Raw genomic sequence first — 17,721 nt, 5'->3', positions numbered from 1 at the left:
CTGCCAGAGTACACAGAAGAAGACGCGCTGGCGGATGCGATAGCTGAGCCTCAAGAGGCGGCGTCAGAGCCTGTTGCTCAAGAAAGTTTTGAAGCGATTGACGAGCAAGCCTTGCCTGAATTTAGTGAAGAAGATGCACTTGCTTCAATTAACGAGCCTCCTCTAGAAGAAGAAAAGGAAGACGAGAGCGACCTTACGGATCTTGAGCTTCCAGAGTACACAGAAGAAGACGCGCTGGCGGATGCGATAGCTGAGCCTCAAGAAGCGGCGTCAGAGCCTGTTGCTCAAGAAAGTTTTGAAGCGATTGACGAGCAAGCCTTGCCTGAATTTAGTGAAGAAGATGAACTTGCTTCAATTAGCGAGCCTCCTCTAGAAGAAGAAAAGGAAGACGAGAGCGACCTTACGGATCTTGAGCTGCCAGAGTACACAGAAGAAGACGCGCTAGCGGATGCGATAGCCGAACCTCAAGAAGCGGCGTCAGAGCCTGTTGCTCAAGAAAGTTTTGAAGCGATTGACGAGCAATCCTTACCTGAATTTAGTGAAGAAGATGCACTTGCTCCAATTAACGAACCAGCACTAGAAACAGATCAACAGCCGCTTTTAGAAGATGATGACGCAGACCAATTGCAGAGTGTTTCAAAACAGGAGTTCGATGAGAAAGCCTTAAAAGATTGGCTAGATGAGGAAAGTGTACCCTCTGCGCCATTCTCTTTTGATCGACCATTAGATGCTCGTACCATTGATAGTGCTGGTATGAATATTGATGCAATGTTAGAGGTAGGCGGTGAAGATTGGAACGGTTTTAATTTAACGCCAGATCAACAAGCTTCCATCCCAGATGACGTGCCTGAAGAAGAGCTTGCCGTTTGGAACGATGAGATCCAAACCGACGAGCCTCAAATTCTTGATGAAAACTGGGGAATTCAAGATGAACTTGATGATTTTGAAGCCCAAAAGAGCCAGTACATGACCATCGATGAGCTAATGGCTCAAGTTGAGGGTGAAGAGGGGATCAGCCCTGAAGATGAAGAACTCAAGTTAGATGTTGGTTTAAGTGAATTTCCGGATGTGATTGGTGACATTGGTGATATCGATGTAGACAATAACTCTGAGGCGGCGGGTAAGCTTGACCTCGCCAAAATTTACATCGAGATGAACGATGATAAAGGGGCGATAAAACTGTTAGAGGAAGCCATTGTTGATGGTAGTGATGATATTCGACGAGAAGCGAAATCCTTGATTGACAGCATTAATCGCCGAGCTTAAAAACAAACGAGGCCGTGAATATACGGCCTCGTTGTTATTGAATAGCCTTTTCTGACTTGCAGATGACCTGAACTTCACATTGAAAGTTGTCGGGGGTAGATGGCTTGTCGATTAGAATTTTTTTTTGATTGCGATTATACTGCCCGACCCATTTTCAAAGAGAATCAGATGATGAGAATCGCTTTAGGTATTGAGTACAATGGTTCTCAATACTATGGTTGGCAGCGACAACGTGACGTTAAAAGTGTCCAAGAAGAATTAGAAAAAGCACTCACAGTTGTGGCGAACCATCCGGTTGAAGTATTGTGTGCGGGGCGCACCGATGCAGGGGTTCACGGCACAGGGCAGGTGATACATTTTGATACTACGGCTTGCCGAAAAATGGTCGCTTGGACAATGGGTGTCAATGCTCATTTACCAAAAGATATCGCTGTTCGTTGGGCAACTGAGGTTTCAAGCGATTTTCACGCTCGCTTTTCGGCTACAGCACGCCGTTATCGCTACATCATTTATAATCATGCTTATCGCCCTGGCATATTATCTTCAGGTGTCAGTCATTATCATGGCGATTTAGACGTTGAGAAAATGCAGCAAGCAGGGCAGCTTTTATTGGGCGAAAATGATTTCACCTCTTTTCGTGCTGTGCATTGTCAATCGAATAGTCCTTGGCGAAACGTCATGCATTTGAATGTGACTCGGCATGGCAACTATGTCGTCATCGACATTAAAGCAAATGCTTTTGTCCATCATATGGTGCGAAATATTACCGGTAGCCTCATCGTTGTCGGCCGGGGTGAGCAGCCTCCCGCATGGATAAAATGGCTGCTTGAAGCCAAAGATAGAAAACTGGCGGGTGCAACAGCCAAAGCGGAAGGATTATATTTGGTTGCTGTTGATTATCCAGAAGAATTTTCTTTACCAAAAGAGTCGCTTGGGCCGCTATTTTTAGCTGATAATTTGAACTAATAACGCGTAAAGTGTCCAAAACAGAGTCGTGACGTGTGTGGAAATGACAGCCAGAAAATAGGTACAACCAGTTTTTTGTCTACACTAAGCATTTTATATGTTTTAATCCTCACGCATAAATCCCAAATTTGTATCTCTCGCAATCACGCGAGAGAGTTAAGAGTAAAGGTCTTCCATGAGTTGGCTTGAAAAGATTTTAGAAAAAAGCAATATCGTAACTTCGCGTAAAGCATCCATCCCTGAAGGGGTTTGGACTAAATGTACTTCTTGTGAGCAAGTGTTATATCACGCTGAGCTTGAGCGTAACTTGGAAGTGTGCCCTAAATGTGATCATCACATGCGCATGAAAGCACGTCGCCGCTTAGAGACTTTTCTTGATGAACAGAATCGTGTCGAGATTGGTGACGAGTTAGAGCCGCAAGATAAACTCAAGTTTAAAGACTCAAAACGTTATAAAGAACGCCTTTCAGCTGCTCAAAAAAGCAGTGGCGAGAAAGACGCTCTTGTGGTGATGCAAGGCGAACTATTGGGTATGCCTTTGGTTGCTTGTGCTTTTGAGTTTTCTTTCATGGGTGGTTCAATGGGGTCTGTAGTTGGTGCGCGTTTCGTACGAGCTGTTGATGCCGCTATAGAAAACAACTGTGGTTTGGTCTGCTTTTCTGCCAGTGGCGGCGCGCGTATGCAAGAAGCGTTAATGTCATTGATGCAGATGGCAAAAACCAGTGCGGCGCTTGAACGTTTATCAAGCAAAGGCTTACCTTATATCTCAGTGATGACGGACCCGACCATGGGTGGCGTATCGGCAAGTTTAGCGATGCTTGGTGACATCAATATTGGTGAACCTAAAGCACTGATTGGTTTTGCAGGTCGTCGAGTTATCGAACAAACGGTACGTGAAGATCTACCTGAAGGTTTCCAACGCAGCGAATTCCTAATTGAGCATGGTGCGATTGATATGATTGTCGATCGCCGTGAAATGCGTCAACGCGTAGGTGGATTGATCGCTAAATTGACCAATCACAGCTCACCATTGGTCGTTTCTGTTGATGATTCACCGATTGAACCTGATTACGCTGTACCAGAAGCGCACGAAAAAGGGTAAAGTAGGCACTAACACACTAACTGCTTAATGGTTATAAACGTTAGATGACTCAAAACCTTATCCCACAAGCCACATCCTCTCTTGCGATGTGGCTTGATTATTTAGCGAATATTCATACCTCCGCTATCGACCTTGGCTTGGATCGTGTTCAAGCTGTGGCTCAAAAAGCGAATCTTATTAAACCTGCACCTACCGTAATCACCGTGGCTGGAACGAATGGCAAAGGCTCGACCTGTGCATTAATGGAAGCCATTTTATTGGATGCAGGTTATCGCGTGGGCGTTTATAGCTCACCTCATCTTATCCGTTATAACGAACGCGTGCGTATTAATGCGCTTGAGCTCAGCGATGAACAGCATACGCAAGCCTTCGCTTTTGTTGAAGCGCAACGGGGTGACATCAGTCTAAGCCTATTTGAGTTCGGTACATTGGCGGCGCTGCGTTTATTTCAAACGCAAGCGGTGGATGTCATTTTATTGGAAGTTGGGCTAGGTGGCCGACTTGATGCGACCAATATCGTGGATCACGATGTTTCTGTGATCACCAGCTTGGCGATTGATCACGTGGATTGGCTCGGCGATGACATCAATGTTATTGGCTATGAGAAAGCGGGGATTTATCGTGCAGGTAAACCCGCCATTTGCGGCCAGCCTAAGCCACCACCAACGGTTGCAGCGCATGCCGATGATATTGGTGCGGAGATGTACCAAGTCGGTATTCAGTTTTCCTATGAACTGGCCTCTGAAACAACGTGGAATTGGCGAAGTGGTCCATTTGAGTTATCTGATTTACCGCTCCCTTGCTTGCCCTTGCCTAATGCGGCTACGGCATTAATGGCACTCGGCTGCTCCGGTTTGGTTGTGAGTGATGTCAATATCGTCAATGGGCTTAGCAACGCAACACTTGCTGGGCGGATGCAAAAAATCAGTGATAGCCCAGAAATCATTCTTGATGTTGCACATAATCCCCATTCGGCCGAATATTTGGTGGCGCAGCTCAAACAGCGTTACGCACACAAAAAGGTCCATGTGGTGATTGGCATGCTGCATGATAAAGATGTGAAGGCCACGCTTCATCAACTGAAATCAATCGCTAACGTTTGGTATCCTGCTTCATTAAGTGGCCCTAGAGCCGCGCAAGCGAATGAACTGTGTCAGTACCTTGAGCCTGGCGTTAAACCGTTTGCTAACCCAGTCAGCGCTTTTGAAGCCGCGATGACACAAGCCGATAGCAATGATGTCATTATCGTGGTTGGGTCGTTTCATACTGTGGGTGAAGTATTAGAGCACTGGCAGAACAAAGGAGTATAAATGGCAAGTAAGTTTCAGAGCCGCTTGGTAGGAACAATTATATTGGTGGCGATAGGGGTGATAGTGTTACCTGATGTATTGGATGGCAAAAAGACCCACTACAAAGAAGATATTGCCAGCATTCCAATTAAGCCTGAATTAGACAGCGACGTAGAGAAGTTTGAAATTCTCGACCCCGTTGAAGATCAAGTCGCGTTGCCCGATTCGCCTGTTGAAGTGATCGCACAAACTAACCAGAGCGATGCAGCAACGCAGAGCAAGCCACTCACTGTGAAAGTGAAAGAAACAGCGGAAAGAAATGATTACCAAGATAGTGCTTGGCTCATTCAGTTGATGGCATTAAAGAATGCCGAAAACGCAAAAACCGTGGTTAAAGATCTGCAAAAACGGGGTTATCAAGCTCATACTAAGCAAGAAAATGGCTTCACTCGGATCATTATTGGCCCAGATGTTTCCAAAACCAAGCTTGAGCGTCAACTCTTAGAACTGGAAAAAATTACCGGTGCAAAAGGTCAATTGCTCAAATTTAAACCACTAAACCCATAAGAAAACGTTTGCGTCGCGTTTTTTTCTGTTAAAATGCGCGCCAACTTAAGATGTAGAACTCATGAATTGGTTAGATATTGTCATTTTAAGTGTGATCGGCCTATCGGCATTGATCAGTTTAGTCCGTGGCTTTGCTAAAGAAGCGTTGTCATTAGTGATATGGTTCGGTGCATTTTTTATTGCCAGCCAATACTACGCAAAACTTGCGGTGTATTTTTCAAATATCAAAGATGACATGTTCCGTAATGGCGCGGCCATCGCAGCACTGTTTGTTGCAACACTCATTGTCGGAGCGATCATTAACTATGTGATTGCTCAATTGGTACAAAAAACGGGCCTATCAGGAACTGATCGGGTACTGGGCATTGTTTTTGGAGCATTGCGTGGTGTGTTGATTGTTTCAGCTGCCTTGTTTTTTATGGATGCGTTTACCGCATTTCCAAATTCAGAGTGGTGGAAGAGCTCGCAATTGGTACCGGAATTTAGCCGTATCATTGCGCCGTTCTTTGAGCACTTACAAGCAACATCAAGTTTTCTCTCTGGCGCGATTTAGCGCCAGTTACTGTCGCAAATCGAGGATCAGGACATGTGTGGTATTGTTGGAATCGTGGGTACAACGCTGGTAAACCAGTCAATTTATGACGCGTTAACGGTATTGCAGCATCGTGGCCAAGATGCCGCTGGTATTTGTACCATAGAAAGCAATCGTTTCCGTCTGCGTAAGGCGAACGGTTTAGTGAAAGATGTCTTTGAAGCAAAACACATGCAGCGTCTTCAAGGAACGGTGGGTATTGGGCATGTGCGTTATCCTACTGCGGGTAGTTCGAGTGCCTCAGAAGCTCAACCTTTCTACGTTAACTCCCCGTTCGGTATCACGCTTGCTCATAACGGCAACCTCACCAATGCCAACGAAGTACGCCAGAAGTTGTTTGAAAAAGATCGTCGCCATATCAATACCACTTCAGATTCCGAAGTGCTGCTTAACGTCTTGGCGCATGAAATTGATACAGTCAGAGGCAATGTAACCGCAGAAGATGTGTTTCGTGCTGTCGCCAATGTACATCGCACCATTCGCGGTGCTTATGCTGTTGTCGCGATGATCATTGGGCATGGGATGATCGCGTTTCGTGACCCGCATGGTATTCGTCCTATCTGCTTAGGTAAACGTGAAGTCGATGGCCGTACCGAATACATGGCCGCTTCGGAGTCGGTGGCGCTAGATGCTGTCGGCTTTGATTTTGTGCGTGACCTTGCCCCCGGGGAAGCGGTGTATGCGACCTTTGATGGCCAGCTATTTACTAAACAATGTGCCGATAATCCAACACTTAACCCATGCATTTTTGAATTTGTCTACTTCGCCCGCCCAGATTCGTTTATCGACAAAATTTCGGTTTACAGCGCGCGCGTAGAAATGGGTAAAAAGTTGGGTGAGCGCATCAAGAACGAATTTGCTGACTTAGATATTGATGTCGTGATCCCCATTCCTGAGACTTCGTGCGATATCGCATTGCAAATTGCACAAGCGATTGATATTCCATATCGCCAAGGTTTTGTCAAAAACCGCTACGTTGGCCGCACATTTATTATGCCGGGCCAGCAACAGCGTAAAAAATCGGTGCGACGTAAACTCAATGCGATTCGTTCTGAATTTAAGGGCAAAAACGTGTTGCTAGTGGATGACTCGATAGTGCGTGGAACTACGTCAGAGCAAATTATTGAGATGGCTCGTGATTCTGGTGCAAATAAGGTGTACATGGTGTCAGCCGCGCCTGAGATCCGTTTCCCTAACGTCTATGGCATTGATATGCCAAGTGCTAACGAGTTGATTGCTCATGGTCGAGATGCCGATGAAATTGCGCAGCGAATTGGTGCCGATGCTCTGATTTTCCAAAATCTGGAAGATTTAGTGGATGCCGTCGGTATGGGTAACCGCGATATTGCAAAATTTGAAGCGTCGGTATTTAACGGCGAATACGTCACGGGCGATATTGATCAGCAGTATCTTGATTTTCTTGAATCGATGCGCAGCGACGATGCAAAAACGGTTCGAGAAATCCAGCAAGATCTCGCCAACCTAGAGATTCATAACGAAGGCGCGTAATCGAGCGCATCTCCCGAAATAGGCTGCAAAGAAAAAGGCTTCCATCTAGGAAGCCTTTTTTGTGCTCGTTAACAGGGTTTGACTAAAGGATCATTGCCGCAATCCAGCCAAACACAATCAGTGGAATATTATAATGGATGAAGGTTGGAACCACCGTTTCCCAAATATGTTCGTGTTGGCCATCCGCATTTAGGCCTGACGTTGGCCCCAAGGTGGAATCTGACGCTGGAGAGCCAGCATCGCCTAACGCAGCAGCGGTACCCACTAGCGCAATGGTCGCCATAGGCGAAAAGCCAAAGGCGAGGGCAAGGGGCACGTAAATGGTTGCGATGATTGGAATCGTTGAGAAGGATGAACCAATGCCCATAGTAACCAACAAACCGACGATCAGCATTAATAAAGCCGATAACGCTTTGTTGTCGCCAATGCTTACTGATAAGGCCTCGACGAGCGACTCAACGCCACCAGTGGATTTCATTACGGCGGCAAATCCGGCCGCTGAAATCATAATAAAGCCAATCATGGCCATCATATGTACACCTTTGGTGAACACATCGTGCGTCTCTTTCCACGCAATCACACCACCAAAAGTGAAGACCATAAAACCAGCCAGTGCGCCGATGATCATTGAACCTGTGGACAGTTGTACGGCAAGTGCCGTGATAATACCGAGCGCGGCAATCAAAATATGCTTTTTGTTGATCGCTTTTGGTTCGGTATTAATGACAGTATGTTCCGTCTCTTGATACTGGCGAGGTTTACGATAGGTAAAGAAAATGGCGACCAGTAAGCCAAAAATCATCCCAGCGGCGGGTAGCAGCATGGCTATCGGCACTTGGCTTGCCGTCACGTTTTCAAGGCCATTATCGCGTAAATTCTTGAGTAAGATGTTATTGAGGAAAATCCCACCAAAGCCGACAGGCAAGACCATATAGGGCGTGATAAGGCCAAAAGTGAGCACGCAAGCAATCAGCCTGCGGTCAAGCTTCAGCTTGGCAAAGACGCCCAATAGCGGTGGAATTAAAATCGGAATAAAGGCGATATGGACAGGAATGATATTTTGCGATGATATGGTAACTAGAACCAGCGCGACCAGAACCGCATACTTCAAACCTGTGGTGGCCGCACCATGCTCTTTGCCATGGATACGCTTAATCACGTTTTGCGCCAGTAAGTCAGTAATACCAGATTTAGAAATCGCGACGGCAAAGGTGCCTAGCATCGCATAACTTAGTGCGATGGTTGCACCACCACCTAAGCCACTTTCAAATGCAGAAACAGCGTCATTTAAACTCATCCCTGCAACTAAACCACCGACGATCGCACTAAATGTCAGTGCGACGACGACATTGACCCGCATCAGCGCAAGAAGCAGCATGATGCATACAGAAATTACTACAGGATTCATATATTTCTCGGTTAGTTGTGTTTACTTGTTATTGTTTTCTGAAGGTTCAACAAGTGGCCATCCGCCAAGGGCCTTCCATTTGTTGACGATACCGCAAAAAAGTTCGGCTGTTTTTTGCGTATCGTATAGCGCTGAATGCGCTTCTCTATTGTCAAATTCCATCCCAGCGGATTTGCACGCTTTGGCCAAAACGGTTTGCCCATAGGCTAAACCACTTAGCGCAGCGGTATCAAAAGTCGCAAAAGGGTGGAAAGGGACTCGTTTTAGCTTGCAGCGTTCACTGGCTGCCATCACGAAATTCAAGTCAAAGGTAGCATTGTGCGCCACCATGATCGCGCGGCTACAGTCATTGTCGCGTTGCTCTTTTCGGACTAGCTTATAAATTTCTCTGAGTGCTTCGGCTTCGCTGACAGCACCGCGTAATGGGCTAAATGGGTCACGAATGCCATTAAACTCAAGCGCCTCTTTTTCAAGGTTGGCACCTTCAAAAGGCTCAACATGAAAGTGAATCGTCGATGCTGGGTGCAGATCACCTTGTTCATCCATACGCAACGTAATCGCGCAGATTTCTAATAGTGCATCGGTCTTTGCATTGAAACCGGCTGTTTCGACGTCGATGACGACGGGAAAATAACCGCGGAAACGCTTTTTCAGTGTCAATGCTTCATTTACTTCAGTCATGCTAGCTCTTGGTTGTGTGACAGGGCTGGCATTATTACAGATTCTTTCTACGATAAAAACCAAACACGTTAATAAATGCAGGTTTCACTATGCGTTGGATAGTGTGGTGATGTGGCTAGATTTTTGCATTAACTTAGTCAATAGAAAGCGAAGCGGCAATTTTCCGCCATCGTTGTAGTATCGCTCGGAGAATAAAATCGTTATGAATAAATGGGTTACTGCCACTATTGTGATGACCAGCATACTGACATCCTTTGCCCCTATGGCGATGGATAAGCGTTATGTGGCAACACCACAGCAGTCTACGTGGCAGATGGTGACGAATACCCCTTTAGAGTGCCGTTTGGTCCATCCGATCCCCAATTACGGTGACGCTGAATTCTCTTCACGTGCGAATAAGAAGATTAACCTCGATTTCGAACTCAAAATGCGTCGTCCAATGGGCGAAACTCGCAATGTAAGTTTAGTGTCATTACCACCGAGTTGGCGTCCGGGTGAGAGTGCAGACCGTATTACCAATTTGCAATTCTTCAAACAGTTCGATGGTTACATCGGTGGTCAAACCGCTTGGAGCCTACTCAGTGAATTGGAAAAAGGACGCTATCCAACCTTTAGCTACCAAGATTGGCAAAGCCGAGATCAGCGCATTGAAGTCGCTCTCTCGTCAGTTCTTTTTCAAGAGAAGTACAACGTGTTTAGCGATTGTGTGAGCAATTTACTGACGTACAGTTTTGAAGATATCTCATTTACGATTCTGCATTACGACCGCGATAATGTGCAACTCAATAAAGCTTCGCAAAAACGGCTTGCGCAAATTGCTGACTATATTCGCTATAACCAAGATATTGATTTGGTGTTGGTTTCTACCTATACCGACTCTGTTGATAGTCGAGGAGTGAGTCAGGATCTTTCTGAGCGTAGGGCTGAGGTATTAAGAGACTACTTTAAATCACTGGGGTTACCTGAGGATCGCATTCAAGTGCAAGGCTATGGTAAACGTAGGCCGATTGCCGACAACGCATCACCCATTGGCAAAGATAAAAACCGTCGCGTGGTTATTTCACTGGGTCGAACAATTATCTAATAACGTTAGAGTAAAAAAGCAGCCCATTTCAAAGGCTGCTTTTGTGATGTTATCCGGGAAACCTTACGCATCTAGTTTATATCACTAGCCGATGCCGCAAAGAGACTTATCCTTCTAAACCTGCTGATGCTTGTTTGTTTTGGATAAGTTCAATCATGTAACCATCAGGATCTTTCACAAAAGCGATATGCGTGGTGCCACCTTTTACTGGGCCAGCTTCACGGGTCACATTACCTCCAGCCGCTTTAATCGCGTCACAGGTGGTATACACATCTTCAACACCAATGGCGATGTGGCCAAAAGCATTGCCTAGGTCATAGCTTGTGGTGCCCCAGTTATAGGTCAGTTCGATCACCGCACCCTGAGATTCATCGCCATAACCCAGGAATGCCAATGTGTATTTGTATTCTGTATTTTCATTAGTACGAAGCAGTTGCATACCCATGACCTTGGTGTAAAACGCGATCGATTTTTCTAAATCGCCTACGCGTAGCATGGTGTGCAAAATACGACTATTTGACATGTTGAGCTCCTAACTTTCTGATGAAATATCTATCTCCACCCGACCACTGTGGCGATGATGTTGGCTTACGTTCACCCACTCCAATCACAGAGTTTATCTATGTTCAAAGGAATTCGTTTACTTACTGCCTACTTGCAGAGTTGAGTCTTTTGGGGATCTGGTTAAATTTTATAGGTCAGTTTTATCAGAGAATTCGCAAAGATCTTCAATGATACAACTGCCACAACGCGGCTTTCTTGCGACACAGGTGTAGCGACCATGTAAGATCAACCAGTGATGAACATCAACTTTGAATTCTTTAGGGACGACTTTGAGCAGCTTTTGTTCCACTTCATCAACGTTTTTACCCACCGCAAACTTGGTTCTATTTGAAACACGGAAAATATGCGTGTCAACGGCGATGGTTGGCCATCCGAAAGCGGTGTTCAATACCACATTGGCCGTTTTTCTGCCAACGCCGGGCAGCGATTCTAATGCTTCACGGCTCTCTGGCACTTCTCCTGCGTATTGATCCAATAAGATACGGCAAGTTTTGATGACGTTTTCTGCTTTGGAATTGAATAAACCAATGGTTTTGATGTATTGCTTTAGCCCATCAACGCCAAGCTCAAAGATGGCTTGTGGCGTATTAGCAATAGGGTAAAGCTTGTCAGTGGCCTTATTAACGCTGACGTCAGTCGCTTGAGCGGAAAGCAGTACTGAGATCAGTAACTCAAACGGTGTGCTCCATTTAAGCTCGGTTTCTGGCTTCGGGTTATTGGCCCGTAAACGCTCGAGGATCTCGACTCGTTTGACATTATTCATCGTTTGGAAAACTTCCTTATGATTTCGCTAAGCGTTGGTGACGCGTGCTCGTTCTATGACGGGCTTTTGTTCTTTAGGTTGGCGAGCAGCCAGATTTTTATCGATGATATTTTTAGCTGCAATCAAAAAGCCAACACCAATAAAAGCTCCAGGCGGCAAGAGCGCAAGCAAGAAGCTGTTGTCAAAATGGAAGACCTCAATGCGTAAAATGGTTGCCCAATGACCCAGTAATAAATCAGCACCATCAAACAGTGTGCCATTGCCAATTACTTCACGCAGTGCGCCCAAAATGACCAGAATAGTGGTCATTCCCATTCCCATCCAAAATCCATCTTGTGCTGAAGGCAACACTGCATTTTTTGAGGCAAATGCTTCGGCGCGACCGATGATGATACAGTTGGTCACAATCAGAGGAATGAAGATCCCTAGCGATAGGTACAGGCCGTAAGCGTAGGCATTCATTAACAGTTGTACGCAAGTTACTAGTGCGGCGATGATCATCACAAACACAGGAATACGGACTTCTTTGGGGACATAATCTCGTACTAATGAGATGGTGACATTTGAACAGACGAGAACCAGCAATGTCGCAACGCCTAAACCTAGCGCATTCGTGACAGTGGAAGAAACCGCTAGTAAAGGGCACAGTCCAAGTTGTTGAACGAGCGCAGGGTTGTTGCTCCACATCCCGTTTTTAATCAGTGTCTTATGATCACTCATTGCTGGCTCCTTTACAGTCAAAAGGTTGTGCTAATAGTGCTTCTCGATGTTGATTCACAAACTGAGCGGTATTTTTCACCGCTTTGACGACGGCTCGCGGCGTAATCGTCGCTCCAGTAAACTGATCAAATTGTCCCCCATCTTTGCGCACTTTCCAAGTCTCGATATTTTGCTCAGTGACTTGCTTGCCAGTAAAGCTCAATATCCAATCAGTGACGCGTAAATCTATTTTGTCACCTAACCCCGGTGTTTCTTGATGAGACAGAACGCGAGTCCCTGTGATGGTGCCATCATGCTTGATGCCAATAATTACCTTGATCGCGCCGTTATAGCCATCAGGTGCGATGGCTTCAATAGCCAGTCCACTCGGTTCACCGTTTTGTGTGGCAATATAAGCGTGCATAGGTTGGTCTGTACCAAGTGCAGGATCAGTCACCAGTGTACAGGATTTGTACAGTTCGTTGTCGTGCAAACTGTGCGGGATCACTTGGTTTAAAATCGATTGCAGTTGAATCTGCTCTTGCTTGGTTATTTGATCTTTTGTTAGGTATTGGGTTAACGCTACAACACCTGTTGAAGCACAGGCAAAGATAGCGAGAATCAAACCGTTATTGCGAATGGCGGTTAACATAGCGCTCCTTAATGCCCGTAGGTTCGAGGTTTAGTATAGTAATCAATCAGTGGGACACACATGTTGGCAAGTAATACAGCGAAGGCTACCCCGTCAGGGAAGCCTCCCCAACTGCGGATAATGAAAATCATCATGCCAATAAATGCGCCGTAAATTAAGCGACCTTTGACGGTTGTGGAAGCGGTGACAGGATCGGTTGCGATGAAAAAAGCGCCGAGCATAGTCGCGCCCGAGAGCAAATGAAACAAGGGTGAGGCGGTTGCTCCCGGTTCAATAAGCGCAGTGAAAGCACTTGCCATTACTAAACCACACAGCACCGCAATCGGGATATGCCAGTTGATCACACGTAGTTTGATCAATAATAAGCCGCCAGCTAAATAGGCAAGGTTAACCCATTCCCAGCCAAGCCCAGCTAACCCACTAAATTGAGGCTGGCTCATCGCTTCATGCAGAGTCTCACCGTTATGTAATCCGGTTTTTACGGCGTCCAATGGGGTGGCCATAGTGACACCATCGATACCTGTTCGGATTTGTTGTAGTGATAAACCTTCTACGTTGAATCCACTGAAAATAAGTGAAAATGCATCACTAAACGAGATTGGATCCGGGGCTAATTCCGTTGGAGCAATCCAACTGGTCATCTGCACAGGGAAAGAGATAAGCAAAACCACATAAGCAATCATGGCGGGGTTGAATGGGTTTTGTCCTAGTCCGCCGTATAAGTGTTTTGCAATAATGATGGCAAAAATAAGGCCAATAAAGATAACCCACCAAGGGGACATCGGAGGAATGGCAATGGCCAGAAGCCAAGCGGTGACCACGGCGCTGTAATCTTTGATTGCCAACAGTGGTGAGCGCTTACGCAGTAGCATAACGGCAGATTCAAAAGCCAAAGCGATGATGATAGCGAGCATCAGTTGAATGAGAGTACCCCAACCAAAGAAGTAGCTTTGCGCGATAAGCCCCGGTAAGGCGCACAAGGCGACCCACTTCATCAGCTCTGATGTGTTGCGTTTGCTGTGTGCATGGGGGGAGCTGGCAATAAAAAAGGCCACTAATTATTCTCCTCAGAATTATGATTGTTTTTCGCTTGTGCCGTTTGCTGCTCTGCTTTGCGCGCTTTTGCGCGAGCAATGGCGGCAGCGACTGCCGCTTTTTTGGCATCCTCAGGTTGAGCAGGCATAGGTTCAAGCGTTGGCTGAGGTTCACTCTGCGCCGTTTGCTGCTCTGCTTTGCGTGCTTTTGCGCGAGCAATGGCAGCAGCGACTGCCGCTTTTTTGGCATCCTCAGGTTGAGTAGGCGCAGGTTCAAGCATTGGCTGAGGCTCACTCGGAGCCATTTGCTGCTCTGCTTTGCGCGCTTTGGCGCGAGCAATGGCGGCAGCGACTGCCGCTTTTTTGGCATCCTCAGGTTGAGCAGGCACAGGTTCAAGCATTGGCTGGGGTTCACTCTGCGCCGTTTGTTGCTCTGCTTTGCGCGCTTTTGCGCGAGCAATGGCGGCAGCGACTGCCGCTTTTTTATCATCACCAGTTTCTGCTGGTGGCGCATCAGCACTGGTTTGCTGCGCTTTTTTCTCGCGAGCTTGACGTTTGCGCTCTTCGCGCAATTTAACCATTTCAGCGTTATCTGGCTCGACTTGACCTGCTTGCAGTGCTTCGGCTTGCTTGGCTTTAGCGCGAGCAATAGCCGCAGCAACGGCGGGTTTTACGGTGCTTGGGTTGTTTTCTGTTTGTGCTTTTTGCGCTTGAACGCGAGCAATGGCCGCTGCAATCGCATCGTCGCCGCCTGTGTGTTTTATCTCTTGACGACGTTCATCGGCTGCTTTTTTGAAACGATTCTCGCGATCGGCTTTATCGCGTTCTAAACGTGCTTTTTTCTCTTCGAAACGTACTCTGGCACGTTCAGCGGCTTCTGATTCTTGCTGGCGAGTTTTTATCTCAGCCTTGGCTTGACGATAGTATTGCACCAATGGAATTTCACTGGGGCAAACATAAGCACAAGCCCCGCACTCAATGCAATCTTTGAGGTTTAGTTCTTCACACTTATCATATTCTTCCGCTTTCGCGTGCCAGAACAGTTGCTGAGGTAATAAGGAGGCCGGGCAGGCTTCCGCGCACTGACCACAGCGAATGCAGGCCATTTCATGTTGTGAAGAGGCAATCTCTTTACGAGTGGGTGCCAGAATGCAGTTGGTGGTTTTGGTGATCGGAACTTGTGAATGAGGCAGGGTGAACCCCATCATCGGGCCGCCCATGATAAGACGCGGTAATTTTTTATCTGCCTTATAGCCAAATTGTTCGAGTAAATATTGTACGGGTGTGCCTAATAAAACCCAGACATTCCGGGGCTGTTTAAACGTATTGCCCGTTAAGGTGACTACGCGGTTAATCAGGGGTTCGCCATCCATGACGGCGCGTTTAATCGCGTAGATAGAGCCAACATTTTGTACCATCAAGCCAATATCGGCTGGAATTTTACCCGCAGGCACTTCTTGGTTGGTCAGCAATTTAATTAACTGCTTTTCACCACCTGAAGGGTATTTGGTTGGGATCACGCGGATCACGATGTCTTTATGTATTGCGGCGGCTTCTAACGCTTGAATTGCTTCTGGTTTGTTATCTTCAATACCGATGATGGTTAATTTGGGCTTAAGAATGTGCTCTACAATACTGATCCCATCGATGATCTCTGCGGCATGGTGCTGCATGAGTACATCATCGGCCGTGATGTAAGGTTCACATTCGGCGGCGTTGATGATCAAAATATCAGTGCGAGCGAGGCCTGATTGCATTTTTTTTGCAGTAGGAAAACCGGCGCCGCCCAACCCAGAGATGCCAGCTTGACGAATGATTTCAATCAATTGCTCTGGGGAGTGTTGTCGATAATCAGCCAGTGGTGCGCGCACTGCCCACTCATCTTGTTGATCAGGCGTGATGACAATACACATTTCACTTAACCCAGAAGGGTGCGCCGTGGTGCGCGGTTCAATGGCGGTAATGGTGCCAGAGGTTGAAGCGTGTACAGGCAACATGAAGGTTGAGGTGTATTGTGTTAGTGGTTGGCCTTTGAGTACTTTATCACCAACGCTGACCAGTAAATCACCGGCTCGGCCAATATGCTGTTTGAGTGGCAATACAATTTCTTGCGGTATACTGGCATGAGTCAGTGCCGTTTGATTTGACTGCTGTTTATTTTCTGGCGGGTGAATGCCTCCTGGGAAGTTCCAGAGAGTGCCAGCTTTGATTTGTTCTATTAATGACAACATACCAATCCTTAATTCACGCTTTTCTGCGCACGTGAGGCAGAGTCGGTAACATCAACAACAGGAATCGCGTTCATTTGCCACTTCCAAGTATCGGTCGTAGTTTCTACCGGGATCATTTCAATACAGTCCGTTGGGCAGGGAGCAACACACAGATCACAGCCAGTACATTCTGACTTGATCACGGTATGCAGAGCCTTAGTTCCACCAACAATGGCATCTACGGGACAAGCTTGAATGCATTTTGTACAACCGATGCACATATCTTCATGAATGAAGGCAACGGTTTTGACCTTATTATCAAGATCATGCGCAGACTCTTCGGCTTCAACGCCCATTAAGTCAGCCAATTTTTCAATGGTTGCTTGGCCGCCGGGCGGGCATTTATTGATTTTATCGCCATTGGCAATGGCTTGTGCATAAGGGCGACAGCCCGGATAGCCACATTGACCGCATTGTGTCTGCGGTAAAATCGCATCAATCTGATCGACGATAGGATCGGCTTCTACTTTAAAACGGATAGAGGCAAAACCTAAGATAGCGCCAAACACAGCGGCCAATGCGACAAGTGCAAGAATAGCGATGAGTATTGTGCTCATATTACAACTTCACCAATCCTGTAAAACCCATGAAGGCGAGTGACATAAGACCTGCGGTTATCATAGCAATTGATGCGCCTTTGAAGGGCGTTGGTACGTCGGCTACGCCGATGCGTTCGCGCATGGAAGCAAACAGAATCAATACCAATGAGAACCCAACCGCGGCACCAAAACCATAAATAATGGATTGAATGAAGTTATGATTTTCGTTGATGTTGAGAAGCGCAACCCCAAGTACCGCACAGTTGGTGGTGATAAGAGGAAGGAAAATCCCGAGCAGGCGATATAACGTTGGGCTGGTTTTGTGTACCACCATTTCGGTGAACTGCACCACCACGGCGATCACTAAAATAAAGCTCATGGTGCGTAAGTACTCAATACCTAATGGTTTAAGAACATAGCTTTCTACTAAATACGCACACACTGACGCTAGAGTTAGCACGAAAGTCGTCGCTAACCCCATCCCTATTGCGGTTTCTAGTTTTTTTGATACGCCCATGAAAGGACATAGCCCTAGAAACTTTACCAGTACAAAGTTATTGACCAGCACAGTGCCGATTAATAACAAAAAATATTCGGTCATAGTTATATAAGTCTTAAGTTCCGATCTGGTGATTATCGTGCTTTGCCAAGCGAATAACAACCAAGGAAAGATAAGGTTTTATACCTTTGACGGAATTTTGTACGCTGCTACGCCAGTATTAGGTTGATATGGGGC

18 protein-coding genes are annotated in these 17,721 nt (G+C 46.5%); 8 read left to right on the top strand and 10 right to left on the bottom strand.

From position 1 onward, the window contains the following. The 7 genes from AACT18_RS07025 to purF form a co-directional block, all read left to right on the top strand. The coding region (locus tag AACT18_RS07025; RefSeq protein ID WP_303396230.1) for a FimV/HubP family polar landmark protein at positions 1 to 1,266 on the top strand (1,266 nt) is incomplete at its 5' end. Between the two features lie 171 nt (positions 1,267 to 1,437). After that, on the top strand, positions 1,438 to 2,232 hold the full coding sequence (truA, locus tag AACT18_RS07020) for a tRNA pseudouridine(38-40) synthase TruA (protein WP_026029107.1): 795 nt from the start codon (positions 1,438 to 1,440) through the stop codon (positions 2,230 to 2,232). 175 nt (positions 2,233 to 2,407) lie between these two features. Further along, positions 2,408 to 3,334, top strand: a complete 927-nt coding sequence (gene accD / locus AACT18_RS07015; RefSeq protein WP_013857293.1) for an acetyl-CoA carboxylase, carboxyltransferase subunit beta — start codon at positions 2,408 to 2,410, stop codon at positions 3,332 to 3,334. A 44-nt stretch (positions 3,335 to 3,378) separates the two neighbouring features. After that, a complete protein-coding gene (folC, locus tag AACT18_RS07010) occupies positions 3,379 to 4,644 on the top strand; it encodes a bifunctional tetrahydrofolate synthase/dihydrofolate synthase (RefSeq protein WP_094125288.1) in 1,266 nt (421 codons plus the stop codon). Beyond that, positions 4,645 to 5,190 carry an SPOR domain-containing protein gene (locus AACT18_RS07005; protein WP_013857291.1) on the top strand — a complete coding sequence of 182 codons (546 nt, stop codon included), beginning with the start codon at positions 4,645 to 4,647 and terminating at the stop codon, positions 5,188 to 5,190. A gap of 61 nt (positions 5,191 to 5,251) precedes the next feature. After that, positions 5,252 to 5,743, top strand: coding sequence for a CvpA family protein (locus AACT18_RS07000; protein WP_013857290.1), 492 nt, complete (start codon positions 5,252 to 5,254; stop codon positions 5,741 to 5,743). Positions 5,744 to 5,776: 33 nt separating this feature from the next. Continuing rightward, complete coding sequence (gene purF, locus AACT18_RS06995; RefSeq protein WP_013857289.1) at positions 5,777 to 7,291, top strand: amidophosphoribosyltransferase; 1,515 nt, start codon at positions 5,777 to 5,779, stop codon at positions 7,289 to 7,291. A gap of 82 nt (positions 7,292 to 7,373) precedes the next feature. Here purF and AACT18_RS06990 read toward each other — a convergent pair whose 3' ends face one another. Beyond that, complete coding sequence (locus tag AACT18_RS06990; protein ID WP_094125287.1) at positions 7,374 to 8,699, bottom strand: Na+/H+ antiporter family protein; 1,326 nt, start codon at positions 8,697 to 8,699, stop codon at positions 7,374 to 7,376. A 21-nt stretch (positions 8,700 to 8,720) separates the two neighbouring features. After that, positions 8,721 to 9,380: a ribonuclease T gene (rnt, locus tag AACT18_RS06985; RefSeq protein WP_010318472.1), complete on the bottom strand. Its 660-nt coding sequence runs from the start codon at positions 9,378 to 9,380 to the stop codon at positions 8,721 to 8,723. Positions 9,381 to 9,582: 202 nt separating this feature from the next. On the opposite strand from rnt, the gene motY reads away from it, so the two are divergent. After that, positions 9,583 to 10,464, top strand: coding sequence for a flagellar protein MotY (gene motY, locus AACT18_RS06980; protein WP_013857286.1), 882 nt, complete (start codon positions 9,583 to 9,585; stop codon positions 10,462 to 10,464). 106 nt (positions 10,465 to 10,570) lie between these two features. On the opposite strand, the gene gloA is transcribed toward motY, so the two are convergent. The 8 genes from gloA to rsxA all read right to left on the bottom strand — a co-directional run bounded on the left by gloA (position 10,571) and on the right by rsxA (position 17,586). Next, a complete protein-coding gene (gene gloA / locus AACT18_RS06975) occupies positions 10,571 to 10,987 on the bottom strand; it encodes a lactoylglutathione lyase (RefSeq protein WP_013857285.1) in 417 nt (138 codons plus the stop codon). A gap of 168 nt (positions 10,988 to 11,155) precedes the next feature. After that, the gene (gene nth / locus AACT18_RS06970; RefSeq protein ID WP_010318469.1) at positions 11,156 to 11,791 is read right to left on the bottom strand and encodes an endonuclease III; all 636 of its coding nucleotides are present in this window, start codon (positions 11,789 to 11,791) and stop codon (positions 11,156 to 11,158) included. Positions 11,792 to 11,818: 27 nt separating this feature from the next. After that, positions 11,819 to 12,511: an electron transport complex subunit E gene (locus AACT18_RS06965; RefSeq protein WP_010318468.1), complete on the bottom strand. Its 693-nt coding sequence runs from the start codon at positions 12,509 to 12,511 to the stop codon at positions 11,819 to 11,821. Then, the gene (gene rsxG / locus AACT18_RS06960; RefSeq protein ID WP_013857283.1) at positions 12,504 to 13,142 is read right to left on the bottom strand and encodes an electron transport complex subunit RsxG; all 639 of its coding nucleotides are present in this window, start codon (positions 13,140 to 13,142) and stop codon (positions 12,504 to 12,506) included. Before rsxG ends, AACT18_RS06965 begins: the two co-directional genes overlap by 8 nt. Positions 13,143 to 13,150: 8 nt before the next feature. Beyond that, positions 13,151 to 14,197 carry an electron transport complex subunit RsxD gene (rsxD, locus tag AACT18_RS06955; RefSeq protein WP_094125286.1) on the bottom strand — a complete coding sequence of 349 codons (1,047 nt, stop codon included), beginning with the start codon at positions 14,195 to 14,197 and terminating at the stop codon, positions 13,151 to 13,153. Then, complete coding sequence (gene rsxC, locus AACT18_RS06950; RefSeq protein ID WP_094125285.1) at positions 14,197 to 16,407, bottom strand: electron transport complex subunit RsxC; 2,211 nt, start codon at positions 16,405 to 16,407, stop codon at positions 14,197 to 14,199. Before rsxC ends, rsxD begins: the two co-directional genes overlap by 1 nt. Positions 16,408 to 16,415: 8 nt before the next feature. Continuing rightward, positions 16,416 to 17,003, bottom strand: a complete 588-nt coding sequence (rsxB, locus tag AACT18_RS06945) for an electron transport complex subunit RsxB (protein WP_013857280.1) — start codon at positions 17,001 to 17,003, stop codon at positions 16,416 to 16,418. A 1-nt stretch (position 17,004) separates the two neighbouring features. Then, the gene (gene rsxA / locus AACT18_RS06940) at positions 17,005 to 17,586 is read right to left on the bottom strand and encodes an electron transport complex subunit RsxA (protein WP_010318463.1); all 582 of its coding nucleotides are present in this window, start codon (positions 17,584 to 17,586) and stop codon (positions 17,005 to 17,007) included. Positions 17,587 to 17,721 lie beyond the last annotated feature (135 nt).

The sequence above is a fragment of the Vibrio sp. V04_P4A5T148 genome (genome assembly GCF_963875605.1).
Taxonomy (GTDB): Bacteria; Pseudomonadota; Gammaproteobacteria; order Enterobacterales; family Vibrionaceae; genus Vibrio; species Vibrio anguillarum.
Note: the sequence above shows the minus strand (reverse complement) of the source record. Positions and strands in the feature narration are given on the sequence as shown.

Bases quoted from the DNA above. Each gene is read 5' to 3' on its own strand.
- truA (WP_026029107.1), top strand. From the start codon at position 1,438: ATGAGAATCGCTTTAGGTATTGAGTACAATGGTTCTCAATACTATGGT.
- accD (WP_013857293.1), top strand. From the start codon at position 2,408: ATGAGTTGGCTTGAAAAGATTTTAGAAAAAAGCAATATCGTAACTTCG.
- folC (WP_094125288.1), top strand. From the start codon at position 3,379: ATGACTCAAAACCTTATCCCACAAGCCACATCCTCTCTTGCGATGTGG.
- AACT18_RS07005 (WP_013857291.1), top strand. From the start codon at position 4,645: ATGGCAAGTAAGTTTCAGAGCCGCTTGGTAGGAACAATTATATTGGTG.
- AACT18_RS07000 (WP_013857290.1), top strand. From the start codon at position 5,252: ATGAATTGGTTAGATATTGTCATTTTAAGTGTGATCGGCCTATCGGCA.
- purF (WP_013857289.1), top strand. From the start codon at position 5,777: ATGTGTGGTATTGTTGGAATCGTGGGTACAACGCTGGTAAACCAGTCA.
- AACT18_RS06990 (WP_094125287.1), bottom strand. From the start codon at position 8,699: ATGAATCCTGTAGTAATTTCTGTATGCATCATGCTGCTTCTTGCGCTG.
- rnt (WP_010318472.1), bottom strand. From the start codon at position 9,380: ATGACTGAAGTAAATGAAGCATTGACACTGAAAAAGCGTTTCCGCGGT.
- motY (WP_013857286.1), top strand. From the start codon at position 9,583: ATGAATAAATGGGTTACTGCCACTATTGTGATGACCAGCATACTGACA.
- gloA (WP_013857285.1), bottom strand. From the start codon at position 10,987: ATGTCAAATAGTCGTATTTTGCACACCATGCTACGCGTAGGCGATTTA.
- nth (WP_010318469.1), bottom strand. From the start codon at position 11,791: ATGAATAATGTCAAACGAGTCGAGATCCTCGAGCGTTTACGGGCCAAT.
- AACT18_RS06965 (WP_010318468.1), bottom strand. From the start codon at position 12,511: ATGAGTGATCATAAGACACTGATTAAAAACGGGATGTGGAGCAACAAC.
- rsxG (WP_013857283.1), bottom strand. From the start codon at position 13,142: ATGTTAACCGCCATTCGCAATAACGGTTTGATTCTCGCTATCTTTGCC.
- rsxC (WP_094125285.1), bottom strand. From the start codon at position 16,407: ATGTTGTCATTAATAGAACAAATCAAAGCTGGCACTCTCTGGAACTTC.
- rsxB (WP_013857280.1), bottom strand. From the start codon at position 17,003: ATGAGCACAATACTCATCGCTATTCTTGCACTTGTCGCATTGGCCGCT.
- rsxA (WP_010318463.1), bottom strand. From the start codon at position 17,586: ATGACCGAATATTTTTTGTTATTAATCGGCACTGTGCTGGTCAATAAC.